Origin of the sequence: Roseiconus lacunae, from assembly GCF_008312935.1 — a bacterium.
GTDB lineage: Bacteria > Planctomycetota > Planctomycetia > Pirellulales > Pirellulaceae > Stieleria > Stieleria lacunae.
Genome location: NZ_VSZO01000010.1, coordinates 81,158 through 97,679, shown reverse-complemented (window position 1 = coordinate 97,679; position 16,522 = coordinate 81,158). Strand labels below are relative to the sequence as shown.

Genomic DNA, 16,522 nt, shown 5'->3' with positions numbered 1-16,522 from the left:
CGGGCATGTCAAAATGGACGTGCGAAACGTCACTTACCGCAGACAGTCAGGTGGGTGCATACTGCGTGCCAATCTTTGTTCGGATGACGCGATTCAATGTCGTAACCACTCGGTTAGTATTGAACTTCGGTACCAAAATAGAATGAAATGCCGGGGCGGTAGACGCCACGGCCTGATCGGTAATCGATGTGTTCTTGATAAAACTTGTCGGTGAAGTTCTCGATCCCAGACGTGAAGAGCCATTGATCGATCAGCCAGTAGGCTCGCACATCATAGGTGGTGAATCCGGGTGTTGGCAGTTCTTCGAGGGTCTTCGCCACGCGATCTTGGTTGTCGACGATACGGGCGAGCAGTTCGATCCCCCAACCAGGTTGCGGATTGGGATCTTCGAGCACAATCCCGACTCGAGATTCAAGCGGGTTGATTCCTGGAAGCGGTTCTTCCTCAACACCACGTATTGCACTTCGATCAAGGTATGGCGACAACCGGGAAGGGCTGTTTCGCGTCAGGTCGGTGCCTTCGATATAAGAAAGCGTCCCAAAGAGTGTGATGTAGTCGGAGACGTCGCGTTGACCATAAAGCTCAACGCCACTGAGTACCGCCAAATCGGTGTTCGTAAACACGGCGCCTTGTTGGAAACCGTCTGAGGTTCCTGGGGGATCGAGGAGGTCGTAGGTGATAAAGTCTTCGATCCATGCGCAATGCCCTTGGACACCGAATCGATGTTGCCCATCGGTGTAGCGGACACCTGCGTCGAGTTGGTACAGTTTTTCCTGTTTCAATTTAGGGTCGCCTAATAAGAACGTGACGCCACGTTGCAGACTTCCGATAAACGATGATTCCGCATAAAGCTCCGTTAACGTTGGGGCGCGAGAGGCAAAGCCCATGCCTAAGTTACAGTGCCAATCCGGCGTGATCCGGTAGTCCGAAGTCAGGTACACCATCCCAAGGAAGAACGCTTGTTCGAGTTCAGCTTCTTTCAAATCGGAAAGCAGTATTGGAACACCCGGGACATGGTCTTGCGCGTCGGCAAAGACGCCGTCGATTCGTCCCCCCGTTGTCATCGACCAACGGTCAGTCAATTGCTCGACATCTTCGACATAGACGCCAATGTCAACGGAGTGGCTCCGTGGGATCGGAAAGTTGTTGTCATCCGGCGGTGCAAACGGTTCGATATCGTTAAGTTCTTGATTCAAAATGATCAGGTCAGTTCCGAATGCGTATTGCCCGTTTTGAGTGAACACGGTGTTCTCGAATCGGTAGCCGCCACTGAGTGCATCGACATCTGTCCTTGCAAAACCGTCGCTACCGCTGGTCGATTCCAATTCAACTAGCAACGAAGGAATCTGTTTCTTTTTGCCGGGACGACTGGTGTCGCCTTCAAATCGAGTTCGGTTGTACCAGACCTCTGCACGAAACTCGTCGGCCAGAAACGTGGGAGCTATGTTCGTGTAGGTAAACTCGTAGCCGTCGGTAACTAAGAAGTTGATGTCGTAGACGAGCCCGGGGATTTCGACGTCGGTTTGGTCGAGTCGCAGATAGTTGATCTCAAGTGTCTCGTGGTCGGACAAGTCCACTCCGAAGGCGACGAAGACATCGCGTGATTTGAAACTGGAGGGCATGAAGAACCCGTCTTTTCCGGTTTCGTAGTCGTTTGCCGTTTGGTGACCGTAGCTGACGTAGAATCCATATTCTTGGTTGCCCCCCCAACCCGATTGGCGTCCATACCAGTGATCGCTGTTACTGCTGTAAGTCGCACTCGAACTGCCATGGATTTCTGCGCGATCGTAGCGCGGCGATTGGACAAATTCTAAGTCGACGACGCGAAAGCTTGGTCCATAGCGCGCCGCGTAGGGGCCTTTGATCAGAATGAGATCGTCGATCAACCGCGAATCAATTTTGCTCATCATGGTATCGAGGTCCATACGAGCAGGTGCCCAGTAGGATCCCGATGCAAGGATTTGTCCGACACGTTGACCACGCACACGTGTATCGCTGGTGATCGGTGTTCGGTGCTGAATCGCGACACCTTGGGCGGCTTTGGACTGCTTTAGTAAGCTTCCAACGTCCGCGGTACGCCTGCCGACCGCCTCGGCCGAAAACACTGCATTCGCCGCCGGCGATTTTGCCAGCGGTCGTCGGACATCGGGCAGTTGGTCGAGCTGATCGACTTCACCAAAAAGTCGGTTCAGTCGACGGTCACTGAGAAGTCCTTGGTCGGAAGCTTGGTTGGGTGTCGTGGTTTCGTCGTGGCGTCGAGAACCGGCTTCGGATCGTCGAATCGGATCCTGTAGCAGTAAAGAATCCTCGGGGGAGGTTTCTTCTACATGACCATCGTGATCCTGAGCGGCGATCGGAACGGTGGTGGTCAACATGGCGCAGCCGATCATGCCGACTGCGATGCCGACTCGCACGTTGACAAAGAACCGAATGAAATCGGGTGAGGCGTCCATTGGAAATCCGTTTCCGTTGAGCGGTCAGTGTGGCGATATTTAGAATCCACCCTCAATCGCAAAGACGATCAAGATTGCCAATCGTCCGTCGCAACTACAAAGCCAAAATGTTTACCGACAGACTCGATTGCGACCTTGCGACTTTGCTTCATAAAGTTTCTGATCGGCAGCCTGAAGGAAATCAAGGCACGAGATCGGACGAACCGGGTCAAGACATGCCACGCCAAAGCTTGCCGAAACAGCTAGGTCGCCAACTTCGGTCTCAAACGCTCGGTCGGCGATCGCATGCCGGCAGCGTTCTGCGATTTCGTACGCTTCATCAAGATCCGTTCCCGCCATCAGCAGGCAGAATTCTTCGCCACCGTACCGGGCAAGCAGGTCATCCACGCGTGAAACGTGCGTCATCCGTTGGCCGAATTCCTTGAGGACTTCATCGCCGACGAGGTGTCCGTAGGTGTCGTTGATACTTTTGAAATGATCGATATCCAGCATCATCACAGAGAGCAACGACTGTTGCCGAACGGCTCGGGCGATCTCTCGCTCCATCGATTCAAGCAAGTAACGCTTATTCATCGTTCCAGTTAGAACGTCACGAACCAATGCGTTGTAAACGGTCTCGTGATATTGCGTTTCGATACTGTCTGCGGAGAGAAATCGGAAGATAAAGCTGCCAATCCTGACGGTATCGCCCGATCGAAGCATTGCCGAGCGTACACTCGACTCATTCACCAAGGTTCCGTTGGTGCTGCCAAGATCTCGGATTTCATAGCCGTTCTCAGTCCATCGAAGTTCCGCATGACTACGTGAGACACTTTGGTCTGGCAAGAGTAAGTCGGCGTCGGCGTCACGTCCGATGATCATTTGGGGACGATCAAGAAGCACCATCCCATCGACGACATCGGGCGGATAGATCTGCACCAAGCATGACTTGTCGCTTTCGGAGATCGACGGCGACCGACCGTGGCTGTGCGCGAGTGTGTGGTCCGCTTCAGGAAGTGCCGTTGCCGGATCGCAAAAAGAATCAGCCGTCATGATGGTGAATTGCGTCGGGGTCGATGAGGGTTGGATGTCGAATTCGGTCTGGTCAATCAAAGGCCGTTCGGAATCGCCATGCCGTCATTTGGACGACCACACTTTAATTTTGCTGCAAAAAAGCGCGGAAAAGGCCGGTCACTCGGATTGGTCCTGCAGTGCATCGATTTGTGATTGCAGGTCGATTGGCAGAGGCGTCTCGTGAAGGCTATCGGCCAAATATTGGATTTGCTCAAGCTGCTTGTGTCGATTGCCGTTGACATGTCCGCCATCGGTCAACGTCACGCGGCGGACGAGTAATTTCAGCCAACGCAGAAGATCTTGTCGATCGATGACCGTGTGATCGTCTAAGACCTCAAATCCGACCAGCGCATCATCCAAGTGCGCAACTTCGTCATCGGTTCCGATCGTTAGTTCGGCTAGTTTTGCCTTCGCATCGGTAAGGCGGCGTAAGACTTCGACGGTGGGGCGTTGCTGAAGCAACTCTTTGTAGGTTTGCGACGAGCGGCGAAGCAAGCTTTGGGCTGTGGCGGAGTGATCAGGATCCGTCGAGTAAACTTTTCCTAGGTTGAACTCCGCGGTGGCAAGATTGGTGCGATAGAAGTCATCTGGATCAGACGCCTGCCAAGCGTGGTTGAGTTGCTCGATCGCCTTTTCGTAGTCCTCGATTGCTGCCGCGCGATCGCCGGTTTTCAATAGCAGTTTCGCACGACGAATGCGTGCATGTGCTGCCGTTTGAAGTAGGCGAGGGTGTATCGAAGGAAGTCGCGAAGTCTGTTCTCTGATTGTTGTGATCAGATTTGACCATACTTCGATGGCTTCGTTGGGAGCATCTGTCTCTTCGTAGAGCAGGGCTAGCGTTTCATCGGCGTCGAGCAAATGTGCCCGATCGTTCGCCTGTTCGCGATGACTCGAAAGCCAGGTGCCCCAGTCGGCGGCCGATTGGGCATGGGCTAAACGAATCGTTGGATCAACGTCCGAACGATGAGCGATCGCGAGGTCGAGTCGTAGTTGCGATGAAACCGCTTTAATCTGAATTTCGTCTACCGAGTCAGAATTCGAACTCGGAGGCAGAACGGCCGACAAAAGTTGCTCGGCCGTTTTGATCGACTCGGTCAATGTCGAATCAAGGACAGTGGCAGCGGTAGTTGGCAATGAGTTGCTGCTAGTCGATTCACTTTGGACACACACGGCCAAAATTTGACCGATCAAGCAGTTCGCTAATTCGACGTTGAGGTGATGTTGTAGGGCAAGCTTGTTATCCATCGGCGCCGGGGGCGCCTCCGGTTGGTCAACGGAGGCGGTCGAGATCAATCGGAGGGATAAACCGTTGCGCCGCAGCTGCTTGCCGGTGGACGCGACGTCGATCGACTCGAAGATTTGTTGGGCGTGATCGTAGTTTTTCGAAGCCAGGCCGATTTCTCCTGTGAGTCGATGCAAGTCCCCGAGTCGAAGGTAGCATTTGCCGCGTTCTAATTTTTCGAGCGGTTCGGTCGATCGGATTGTTTCACTGACAGATTGTTCGGTCGCCAAGTCTTGGTATTGCGCAATGGCCTTCTGGATCAGCCGATGGCGTTCGGCCTGCAGGCCCGGGTAATATCGCAACACGCCGCTAAGGTCGATAAGCCAAGTGTCGGTTGCATCTCGAGCTTCGATCAGCCGCTTGAGCGCCGTTCGGTTGGCCGCTTCGGCCGATCGGCGGGCTTGTTTTTCAGCTTGATGCGCCCCATGGATCAGGATCGAAAATACCGAAGCCGAAATCAATAGAATCGCAGCCGAGGAGGCCAATCCGGTGGCAAGCGTTCGGTGCCGCTTAATCCAGCGACTGCACCTGTCCGATAGAGTTCCCGGATGAACACTGACCGGTTCTCCGAGCATCCAATGGCGTACATCATCGGCAAGATCGAGGGCACTGTCATAGCGATCTCGAGGTGCTAGCGCCATAGCTTTGTTGACGATCGCAACCAAAGCAACAGACGCGTGAGGCTGGCGGGCTTTTAACGATTCGTATTCGCCATCGCGGGCACGATGAAGAACAGCGTCCGTTTTCAATCCAGCGTGCGGGTGTTGTCCGGAAACGATTTCATACAGGATGACGCCCAGTGAAAACACGTCCGATCGGTGGTCGAGCGCCGACGTTTGTCCATTCGCTTGCTCTGGCGACATGTAAGCCGGCGTTCCGATCACTACGCCGTTGCGTTCACTTCGACGACGTGAAGTGCTTTGTGTTGAATCAGACGTTCCGTCACCGAGACCGTAACGTAGCGTCACGCCACCCTCGTGATCGATTTCATCGACCGTTTTTGCAAGCCCCCAATCGAGAACAATGGTTTCACCAAACTCACCGATCATCACATTGGCGGGTTTCAAATCGCGATGAAGGATTCCTTGCTGGTGCGCGTAAGCGACTGTATTGCAAATATCAATGAAACGCTCAAGCAGTGGTTTAATGGTCTCGCTAAGCGTCTCCGCATTTCGTTTGCCGATTGAATGGTACTGTTGATGATGCCTTCGGATTTGCGTTCGAAACGTTTCTCCGTCAAGCAGTTTCATCACGTAGAAGACATCGCCCCCGTCTGACTGCGCGAGTTCGTGAACGGGCACTACGCCGGGGTGCTGCAATCGGCCGGTGATCTTTGCCTCGTGCAGAAACTGTTCTCGTAGATCTTCGTCCGCATTGTCACCGATGATTCGTTTGATCGCGACTTCTCGGTCAAGCACCTGATCACGCGCACGCTGGACGATCCCCCAACCGCCACGCCCAAGTTCACCGGCGGCCCGGAATCGAGACGAACCGTCGGTGCCATTGACAGTTGTCGCATCGGTCGTTGTTGACACTCGTGTGTCGGCGTCTTGTTCCGAAGTCCCACATCCAGTCCGGCGACTTTCGTTCGGATCTGTCGTGTCCTTGGACGCAAGCTTTGTCGATCGTAGGTTGGACCCAGGACCTATGGTCGCTTCACCAAAGAGTGAATCATCGTGATCACGCCGATACCCACGAATAGAGCCACGTCCCGAATTGAGTTCACGCGGATGAAAGGGCTCAGGTCGGGTCATGGTTTGGATCGTGCTGGCACCAGAGATGCGGTTTATAGTGGTTGTGCGGCGGTGAGCACTCGCGAGAATTCACCTGCGAGCGGAATTCCCTGTGGTTGAGTTTGGTTTACTCAGCGTCAAGGCGCTAGCCGCCGGTACAAAACCGAAAACTTACGGCCCGCGAATCGCCGCTCAGCATAGATCATAGGTCACGGTTGGGCACAAAAGCTGATGCCACGGATCGGTACGATCGCCAACCATCGAACGAAGCAATCGTTCGGTATTCCAGCCGAGGCGTTCAATGGCTGCCCGCGTCTAACGCGGTGTTTCGCCTTGAATTTTGAAGAAGTCGCACAACGTCTGTGCGAGTGTGTTGCAATCACTGGCGCAGCCATACGCCAGTTGATAGATCTCAGCCGCTTTCTTAGTCGTCGCCTTTGATGTCTAAGAGCTGGCGTTTCATTCGTTCAAATCGCCGCGGGTGTGCATCGGCAACGTTGTTTTTCTCTTGCGGATCTTCATCAAGATTGACGAGCATCCAGGGTTCGGCGAAGGGCTTGCCTTTGGGTTGCTGACGACCGCCACTTCCGTTTCCGGCAACGAGTTTCCAGTTGCCATCGCGAATCGCGAACATCCCGCCGGAAGAATGACAGATCAGCGGAGGGCGATGAAAAGATGCTTTGGGGTCTTCGAGTAAACTCGCAAAGCTCACCGAATCCGGTGCGGCATCAACAGGAAGTTTGATATCGATTTTGTCGGCGAGTGTGGCCAGGATATCGACCAATCCAATCACTTGATCGATGCGTTGGCCTGAGTGCCGTCCGTTAGGCAATCGAACGAAAAATGGGACTCGGTGCCCACCTTCCCAGATATCTGCTTTGGTTCCGCGCCATTGGGCGTTCGACGTATGGTGCTCGGAGCGATACGCTTGGACGGTGTCATCATCGACATGGTCGGGGGTCTCGTCGTCGTAGCGACGCATGAACGAGCCATTATCGCTAGTGACAATGACGATTGAGTCGTCGAGTACACCGTTCGAGTCGAGGGCATCGATCACGCGTCCGACGCAACCGTCCACTTGACGAACGAAGTCGCCGTAGGGACCAAGTCCGGTAGTGCCCGCGAATTCGGCCGATGGGTAAACTGGCTTATGCGGCGCCGTCAACGGCAAATAGAGTAGCGTCGGTTGATCGGACGATTTCATCGTTTCGACCACTTCAACAGTCTCCTCGATTAGCCGATCGAGACACCCTTGGATGTCAAAATCTTTCGCGCGAGGGCCTTGTCGCAGATATTGAGGAAAGCCTCGTTTGGGTTCGACGATGGTTTGCGTTGTCGTGGCATTGCCGTTTCGGAAGTAGACGTAGGGCGGGAAATCCAATGAGGCTGGAATGACGAGCGATTCCTGAAAGCCAACTGTGCCGGGATGGTGGCTCAACGGTTTGCTGAGGTCGAGGTCATCCGGGCCGCCGTGGAGTCCGAGTCCAAGGTGCCACTTTCCGATGACGGTAGTCCGGTATCCGGCCGCAGAAAAAATGCTTCCCAGCGTTGGGCGTTCAGGCTCGATCAGCGGTCTGCCATAGCCATTGATCACACCACGTTTTAGATGCGTTCGCCAGCAGTAACGCCCAGTGATCAGGCCATAGCGTGTCGGGGTGCAAACCGCCGATGGCGTGTGGGCATCTGTAAAGGTCAGGCCTTCTTTGGCGAGTCGGTTGAATGCGGGGGTCGCGATCCTAGAGCCGGGGTTCAGCGGTTGGACGTCGCCATAGCCAAGGTCATCGGCGAGGATCAATACAATGTTCGGCGGCGTCACCGCCATTGCTGTCGCACTGGGAACGCAGCACGCCAAGAAGACACTGAAGACAAAGGTGAGGTGTAAACTCAGACCCGCGAACAGTTGTCGGGGAGAAGGATGTTTATGTAGCGTCATCTTAGTCGCGGTATCAAAGGTGAGCATGTGGTGATTTCAATCGTGGGAAGGCGGCTTGATTGCCAAATCGCATTTGAATACTTTCGATCGGCCGGTTTATCGCTTGTCGGTCTTGCGTTGGGAGAGAGGTCGGTCGGTCGGCATGATCGGGCTTTCAAAGCCGGCCAAGTCTGCCGGTTTAATCCCCAGCCGGTGCCCACCGTTCTTGTAGGGCGTCGGATGATACGGGCCCACCAAGTCGACAACGAACTCGGCATTGATGGCGTCTTCCATACCCATCGCCCAGTAGCAGCCGTTGACGAACATGCGGCGGAAACCTTCATTCTCTATGTCTTCTGAGGCACCGTAGAGCGTCGTGTACACTCGGCCTTTGCCCTGCTTTCCATGGTAGGTTCGAACCCATGTTCCTGGGCAAGGTGGTTTGTCGGCGGCGGGTTTCGAATCCGGTGACATGCCGTCGAGTGGTTGAGCCATCGCAAGCACGGTGCTTCCGGGCATCGGGTCGGCCCAGTAACCGCCGGCGACCACCCATGCCGAATCAACACCTCGCAGGACCGGGTGCGATTTTTGCTCTGACACTAAATCCAAACGAGTGCTCATCACATGATTCTTGCCGTAGTGACCGACCCATGTTTCGCCTAGGACTTGTCGCCCAAACCCACCTTCGTATCCGGATTCGGTTGACTTATAGGAGTACTTGGAAAACTTGCTCTCATTCGGAATTCGAAAGGCGTGGGAGGCCGTTCGTAAACCGGCCACGGGGCCGGCGCGGTCGAGGTAGTTGACGATGTGTTGCATCTGGTCATCAGGAAGGTCCTGAAACCGAAGGAAGTTCACCATTAGGTCGGCGGACTGAAGTGCTTCCAGTCCCGGAATGTTATTGTTGCCGGGAACGATTTCACCGGTTTTCGGATCAACCGTGAACAGAACCGTGCACTTAAAACCATGATGCTTCGCGAGAATTCGTGCCAATGCGGGCAGTGTTTCCTCACTCCGGTATTCGTGGTCACCGGCGATGAACACAATGTGCTTGCCCTTTCCCGGCCCGTTTGATCCTTGGTAGACAAGCGGTTCGTGGCCATGCGACTCATTGGCTCCGGTGAAACCGATAAGTGCGAGCGTCAGCAGGCCGAGTGTCGTCAGTCTGAGCGGCAGGGGAAAACACGACGTAGGGTTCATGCGGTAGCTTAGGATGGGCAGTTCGAAGGACATTTAGCAACGAAAGATAGGCAGATGTCTATCAAACGTTGTCGCGGCGATGTCGAGTGTGACACTGTTATTGAAAATTTAACAGCGATCCGTCTGGCATGCTTGGAATCGGTCATGGAGATCAGGCCTCTGGTGTTTCCCGCCGCTGCGCCACAATCGCCGCAACGAACGCTTGTCGGCTGATGGTCGATCCGAACCTTGAGTGGACATGCAGCACCAGGAATCAGTTGGCCTCAGCTTCGGTAAATGATCGAACACGTCAGGCAATGAGTCTGACCGAATAGGAAAGCCACACGCCTGCCGTCGATGATTTATGATCTCCGTTAATGGCAATTCTAAACAAAGCAGCAACGCCCTCTCCGGTCGGCAAAAAATTATCAGGGTAACCAATGGTACCAACATTCAAAGCATCGCTTCTCGGGGCGATCATCCACTGCATGGTGATCACCGGGCAGTCCGTCGTCGCTGAACAACCCAACATCGTTTACGTCATTTGTGATGACCTGGGGTATGGGGACGTGCGATGCCTCGCCCCGGAGACAAGCAAAATTCCGACGCCACATGCAGATCGACTGGCCAGTGAAGGAATGATCTTTACTGACGCACATTCAGGATCGTCTGTTTGTTCGCCGACACGGTATGGAATCATGACAGGTCGATACAGTTGGCGAACCCGTTTGCAAAAGGGTGTCGTGACTGGGTTTGCTCCAAGTTTAATCGATGCCGATCGGATGACCGTTGCCGGCTTTTTGAAAGAGCAAGGTTACGCGACGGCCGTCATTGGCAAGTGGCATCTGGATTTTGAATACCTGGATCCAAAAACTGGTGAAGCATACAAGCAGAAGAAGCACAAAATACCGCCCGTCGGTGCGAAGATTCCTGATGGGCCGATCCATCGTGGTTTTGATTACTACCACGGATTTCACCACGCCCGAAACATGAAGGCGGTGATCGAAGATGACGTCGTGATCGAACACGATGACGAGATCAATATGTTGCCGCGCCTGACGCGAAAGGCGGTTGAGTACATCGATTCTCGCTCTGGGAAGGACGCCCCGTTCTTTCTCTACTTACCACTCGGGTCACCGCACACGCCGATCGTTCCGACTTCTGAGTGGCAAGGCAAAAGTGGGCTCGGCAGTTACGGTGACTTCGTCATGCAGACTGACAACGTGGTCGGCGAGGTCTCCAAAGCATTGTCTCGAAACGGTATGGCCGACGACACGTTGCTGATCTTTACCAGTGACAATGGCTGTTCGAAAGCCGCCGGCATCCCTGAGCTTGCCCAACAAGGTCATCTCGTCAGCGCCCACATGCGAGGATCCAAGGCCGATATCTGGGACGGAGGTCACCGTATTCCGTTTATCGTACGCTGGCCTGGAAAGATTTCATCAGGCTCACAATGTCATCAACTGATCTGTCTGACCGACTTGTTCGCGACGGTCGCCGACCTGGTCGACAAAGAAATCCCTCATGGGACATGCGAAGATAGCGTTAGTTTCTTACCTGCGCTCTTCGGCCGGTCGATCGAATCAACCCGAAACGGTGTGATCCATCATTCGGTCCAGGGTTACTTTGCCTACCGAACGGGAAAATGGAAACTGAGTCTTGCGAAGGGATCAGGAGGCTGGACGTCACCGAAAGAAGGGCAGGTCCCTGAGGATGCGCCGGTCGCGCAGCTTTACAACTTGGAGGCGGATGCCGGTGAGCAGCAAAATTTGTATCCGACCCATGCTTCGCAGGCTGAACGTCTGCTGCGTCTGTTAACCGAGGACGTCATACGAGGTCGTAGCACAGACGGTCCCGAATCAAGCAACGATGTCAAAAAGATTGTGCTTTGGAAAAATGGTGACCCAAACGATTCTCAGTTCCAAAGCCAAGAATAACGATCGATCAAAGGTTACTTCCAAAAAGGTGAGGTAGACCGAATGCTTCGTCAAAAGGCGAAATCTGGATTAACCGACTGGCGTACGCTACGAATTCCGTGCAACAACCGGGGCTGACCGCCGCCGGCTGACAAGCTGACCCTAAAAGCTTGATCAAGGGGAAGCGGCAAGGGGCGTTTCGTTGAGGCTTTCTACCGACCGATAAAACGTGAGCGTGACGATCGGTCAAAATCACACTGCTGCGTTCGGTGATTCGCAACGATGTGTGCGAGATCGCTGTTTCCTGACTGGTCGTCATACTGAGGATTGGATGTCATCGTGGGGGGACCGGTGCGACGACGCAACTAAAATTGGCGCTGCTCGAGGACTGGAGTTTCTGTACGCTGATGGTCATTCAACGTCTCCATCGGCTCCGTGAAACTTGCACAACTTCGAGGTGATTTATCGTGTTCTTCAAGCTGAAAGCAAATTTGTCCGACGCCGAAAAGTCGCGGATCGAGTTTCACCTTCAGCAGATCGCCGAATGTGTCGGCTTCGATCGTTTGACACTTCCAGTATTGAGCCGGAAGTCATTGTCAGACTTGTACGAATCTGAAAAGAACCCGCAGCATGTGATCGAGCATTTGGGAGACCATCTGAAACACGACGTCGGAGGGATTCAGTTACGAGTCGTACCTCAGCAGAGTCAGAGTTCTTGCAGCAGCGGTGGTTGCGGAGGTGGAAATTGCAGTGGCCCTAGCGGTCTGGCGGGACACTACGAAGCGTCCAACCGATCGATTACGCTTGAGATGGAGATCGACAGCGATCCTCTGATGGGGCTGGCCGCACTGATCAATGGTGTCGTCTGCGACCTGCTCCACCAAAGCAATTTCGGTTCGGCAAGCCATCCCGAACGAGTCGAACTCGCCGTGGTTGCGACGGGACTCGGGGCGATCCGCAATCATGTGAGCCTCGTCAAGAAACAGGCGAAGTACTGGGATTCAACACAGTGGGATGTCTCTCCACGCCCATTCCTTGACTGTCAATCACTTGCGTATGTCAACGCGTTGGCGGCGTGGGCTCGAGGTGATACGACTCCCGAGTGGCTGAATGATTTGCCCAGCGAACTCAAACGCCCAATACGGAACTCTCTGAAATTCTTGCTGAAGACGAACGATTCGTTTTTTCAACCTCAGCAGAAGCAATTCTTGTTGGGGCAATCGCAACGCGAATGGTGGCAACTGGCGTCCAGTTCATCCGTGTCAAAGCAAGTGGTCGCGATCAGACATCTGGATTGCCCGGGCAACTTAGATGATCGGCAGGTATCACTGCTGCTCGATAAGTTGCGATCTCCAAATCGAGCGATCATGCTTCACGCGATTGCAGCAATTGAACGATTGGGGATTGATCGGCAGGCGAAGGTCAGTGAACCAGTAATTCGCCAGTTGCGTCATTTAGCGGAGCACCGTGATGACGAAGTTCGTGCGAAGACACTGTGTACCGTCGCGCGATTAGGCGAACTGGATGAGTCGACCGTCGAATCGGCGGCAATGATGTTGGAGGCGAATCAGAAGCATCTTGTTTTTGCCAGTGTGTACGCCCTCGCAACACTCACTGCCATCCCGGACCACATTCTTAAGGCATTGGATAGATGTTTTGTTCGTGCGCTGCGATCTTGTGACTACGAGTTTGTTGATCTCTTCGTAGCGGCATACAAACGATGGCTTGATGACCCACAATCGCATTTCCAAATGTTGTTGCAAGACAGCCCCGAACATCTACCGATCGCGATCGGAGTTTTGCAGAAGGTTCCTCAGCAAATCGTCCAAATACGGCGCGGAGCCTAGAAGTCTAGTGGTTCTCTATTGTCGCCTTTCGCTCCACAAAAGCAGGATCCCTCAACGCAACTTTTGCGGAGCAGAAGGCGATATTAGAAGAGGCCAAATCTGAGAATCGATAGGCCCCTAGGACTTTGCCTGGACCGATGTCTTGGTTCGGCTCATCGCCGAAGGGCGTTAGCCACGGTCATCGCATCGAAATCGTGGCGAACGCTAACTGATTTGTCTCTGTTGAGAAACGCTATCGGTCCGGCTTGACGCCGGTCAGGCATTGGTTCGTGCAAGGCGTTGTCGATTAACGCCTATGCCGAGGATGTCTTCTTTTTCTCGGTACCATTGCTGCCATTGCCAGACCGACGAAAGCGAGCGCAAAAGACGGTTCGGGAACCGGAGAGCCGTTTCCGATCCAGTAATTGACTCGAAATGTGCTGGAGATTGTTTCTCCGGTTAGCAATTCGCCTTCGACGCCATAAGTAATGGTCCAAAGACCCTCGGCTGCCGTGAGGCCGTTGGGATCGGCAAAAGCCAAATTGAAGTGGTCGTGCCCCGATGTCGCGAGGGTCAGTGCGTCGCTAGCGTCGATGCCGTCAAAGTTTGCGTGGACGAAGTTTGCGGAGATGCCACTGTTGCTCCACAGAGAATAGAGTCCGATTCCCGAGGGCGACATGACATCAACAAGCGCCAATGTTAACTGATCGTCTACGAAGGTTCCTGCCGCATTTGCCGACCAGCCTAGGTGTGGAAGACCATCGTCTCCGCCGGAGACGGCGTCGAAATAGTTCTGTGGCAACCACCAAAAATGTTCCCCTGTCTCGATGCCCAGTGGAGCAAATGCAAAACCGAGACCGCTGTCATCGGGTCTTTGAGCGAAGCCGTCGGAGGTTACTAAGGTTGTCTCGAGATCGTACACGGTCTCGGCAACTAAAGGGACACCATTGACAATCGCGTTTCTCCCGACGTGTAGGTGCGTTTCGAATTCCTGAAGGCTCGCGTTGTACTCGATCCCGAGATCAGCATGGCCAGCAGTATAGAAATCAGTGAATTGCCCATAGGCAACAGCGGGGGCAAGCCGGTCCATCACGAGTAGCTCTGTCGCGAGCAGAGTCACGATGAGCAACGCGGGCATATTCCATCGACTGGGAGGCATTGGGAAACCGTTGGTTTGAAGTAGTCGGTTACAGGTTGATCGGGGATCGATCGACGTCATGGTCAGTTGCGAAGTGGTCCAGTGTGTTTTTCATTTACGTCGCAAGGCGTCATTACTGCTGCGTTTCAGACTGCCTAAGGATTTCTCCCTCAAGTAGATCGATCGATACCGGGAAACTGCGAGTAAGGACGGGCGTTTGTTGATCGAAAAGCACGTATGTGGGGCAAATCGAACCACCGAGTTGCGACACCAACTGCACGTTGGTATTGAAGTCGACACGGATGACATCGACCGTGCCTTTGAGTGATTCACGCAACCGTACGACGTCGCTTTTGGTTTGCACACACCGAGAGCAATTGAAGTCGACACCGAACTCGACAAGTACCGGTGAATCGCTCGATTGAAGGTATGTCTGTAGTTCGCTTCCGCTGACAACCGGAAGACTTTCGATCGAATCGATCTCAGATTGACTCCCCGGCGGAACGCCACAACCGACGGCTACGGTGAATAACCCAGTCGCAATGATCGCTCGTGCTCTCCCAATAAACCTGTCCAAGTCACTGATCATGGGGTGTCTCATCAAGCTAAAAACTATCATGTGGGACCTCTCGAATCATGGTGCACCATTGGACCAGTGTTTGGTTACTCTTTGAGACTAGCATGAACCGAATCGTCTTCGTACGGTGTCAGTGTAATAATGGAGGCGACAGCCCGCCGGTTGGTGATTGAAGCTAAACATTTAATCTAGCGGGAGAACTACGGAGCCGTCGAAGCGGCAAGGACATCGTCGAGTGTGATGTTCCACAGAGGGAACGGATCGTCCAACGTTTTCCATGACTCGATCCCGGCAGCCATCTCGGCATCTGTAAGTAGGCATGCTTGAAGCGAATCGTAGAGTTCGAGCTCGTCCATTCCGATTCCGATAAAGACCAGCTCTTGGCGACAGTCTCCGACTTCGTCGTTCCATCGTCGTTTGATTTCAGCTCGAATCGAGTCGACATCCGGCCAATGTTCTCTGGGGATCGCCGCCCACCAGAATCCGCCGAAGTCGAGTCGAGCGACGCGGCCGGCTTGCGACCAGATACCGATCTTACCGAGCCGACTGGCCAACCAGAAAAAGCCTTTGCTGCGAAGCACACCTCTCCAGTCTTGGCTTAGGCGATCGAAGAAACGCCGTGGATGAAACGGGCGACGGGCGCGGTAAACGAAGCTATTTACGCCGTATTCTTCGACTTCGCTGGCGCCGTCATCGCGGAGAGTTAGCTGCCATCCCTTGCTCTGTTTTGCGACCTCGAAATCGAATCGTCCCGTCCCCATGATTCTCGTCGGTTCGACGTTGCCAAACGAAGAACGGAGTTTTAACGCATGAGGGTTCAGTTGTTCGACGAAAGCCTCGAGTGAACCGAGGGTATCCTTATCGACCAAATCGGTCTTATTAAAGACGATGACATTTGCGAACTCCACTTGTTCGGTTAGCAGGTCAGCGACAGTTCGTGGGTCGTTTTCGTCGGCGGCTTGTCCGACGCTGTGGAGATCATTTCCGATGCGAAGATCGTCCAAGAAGTTAGCGGCGTCGACGACGGTGACCATCGTGTCCAGTTCCGCGATCTCTGAAAGGGCGACTCCGTTCCCAATCGCAAATGTGAAGGTGTCTGCGACCGGTGCGGGTTCTGAAATCCCGGTCGATTCGATGAGCAAATAATCGAAACGGCCTTCCCTGGCCAGATTCGCTACTTCCAGTAGCAGGTCTTCACGGAGGGTGCAGCAGATACAACCGTTGGTCATCTCCACCAGTTTCTCGTCGGTCCGGCTCAAGGCGGCGTCTCCGCCGGCAACCAACTGGGCGTCAATATTGACTTCGCTCATGTCGTTGACGATCACCGCGACACGCAATCCGGCGCGGTTAGTCAGCACATGATTGAGAAGCGTGGTTTTCCCCGCGCCAAGGAATCCAGAAAGGACAGTGACGGGGAGTTTGTTCGTGATGGCCATGATTCAACGACGTATTG

General features: G+C 54.0%; 10 protein-coding genes. 2 read left to right on the top strand and 8 right to left on the bottom strand.

What is annotated here, in order from left to right; translation table 11 throughout:
• Nucleotides 1–113 precede the first annotated feature (113 nt).
• From FYC48_RS14455 to FYC48_RS14435, 5 genes are all read right to left on the bottom strand, one after another.
• Nucleotides 114–2,453 carry a TonB-dependent receptor domain-containing protein gene (locus FYC48_RS14455; protein ID WP_235034259.1) on the bottom strand — a complete coding sequence of 780 codons (2,340 nt, stop codon included), beginning with the start codon at nt 2,451–2,453 and terminating at the stop codon, nt 114–116.
• A 111-nt stretch (nt 2,454–2,564) separates the two neighbouring features.
• Nucleotides 2,565–3,485 (bottom strand): GGDEF domain-containing protein, encoded by a 921-nt coding sequence (locus FYC48_RS14450; RefSeq protein ID WP_149497435.1) that lies wholly within the window; start codon nt 3,483–3,485, stop codon nt 2,565–2,567.
• A 138-nt stretch (nt 3,486–3,623) separates the two neighbouring features.
• Nucleotides 3,624–6,542 carry a protein kinase domain-containing protein gene (locus tag FYC48_RS14445; protein ID WP_149497434.1) on the bottom strand — a complete coding sequence of 973 codons (2,919 nt, stop codon included), beginning with the start codon at nt 6,540–6,542 and terminating at the stop codon, nt 3,624–3,626.
• Nucleotides 6,543–6,945: 403 nt separating this feature from the next.
• Nucleotides 6,946–8,481, bottom strand: a complete 1,536-nt coding sequence (locus tag FYC48_RS14440; protein ID WP_235034258.1) for a sulfatase family protein — start codon at nt 8,479–8,481, stop codon at nt 6,946–6,948.
• A 69-nt stretch (nt 8,482–8,550) separates the two neighbouring features.
• Complete coding sequence (locus tag FYC48_RS14435) at nt 8,551–9,633, bottom strand: ThuA domain-containing protein (RefSeq protein WP_149497433.1); 1,083 nt, start codon at nt 9,631–9,633, stop codon at nt 8,551–8,553.
• Nucleotides 9,634–10,052: 419 nt separating this feature from the next.
• Here FYC48_RS14435 and FYC48_RS14430 point away from each other — a divergent pair, with 419 nt between their 5' ends.
• Nucleotides 10,053–11,549: a sulfatase family protein gene (locus FYC48_RS14430; protein ID WP_235034257.1), complete on the top strand. Its 1,497-nt coding sequence runs from the start codon at nt 10,053–10,055 to the stop codon at nt 11,547–11,549.
• Between the two features lie 446 nt (nt 11,550–11,995).
• Nucleotides 11,996–13,375 carry a hypothetical protein gene (locus tag FYC48_RS14425; RefSeq protein ID WP_149497432.1) on the top strand — a complete coding sequence of 460 codons (1,380 nt, stop codon included), beginning with the start codon at nt 11,996–11,998 and terminating at the stop codon, nt 13,373–13,375.
• A 286-nt stretch (nt 13,376–13,661) separates the two neighbouring features.
• On the opposite strand, the gene FYC48_RS14420 is transcribed toward FYC48_RS14425, so the two are convergent.
• The 3 genes from FYC48_RS14420 to FYC48_RS14410 all read right to left on the bottom strand — a co-directional run bounded on the left by FYC48_RS14420 (nt 13,662) and on the right by FYC48_RS14410 (nt 16,505).
• Entirely contained in the window at nt 13,662–14,513 is an 852-nt protein-coding gene (locus FYC48_RS14420) for a hypothetical protein (protein WP_160149524.1), read from the bottom strand.
• A 112-nt stretch (nt 14,514–14,625) separates the two neighbouring features.
• Nucleotides 14,626–15,093 carry a thioredoxin domain-containing protein gene (locus FYC48_RS14415; RefSeq protein ID WP_160149523.1) on the bottom strand — a complete coding sequence of 156 codons (468 nt, stop codon included), beginning with the start codon at nt 15,091–15,093 and terminating at the stop codon, nt 14,626–14,628.
• 176 nt (nt 15,094–15,269) lie between these two features.
• Nucleotides 15,270–16,505 (bottom strand): GTP-binding protein, encoded by a 1,236-nt coding sequence (locus tag FYC48_RS14410; protein ID WP_149497429.1) that lies wholly within the window; start codon nt 16,503–16,505, stop codon nt 15,270–15,272.
• Between the last annotated feature and the right edge of the window lie 17 nt (nt 16,506–16,522).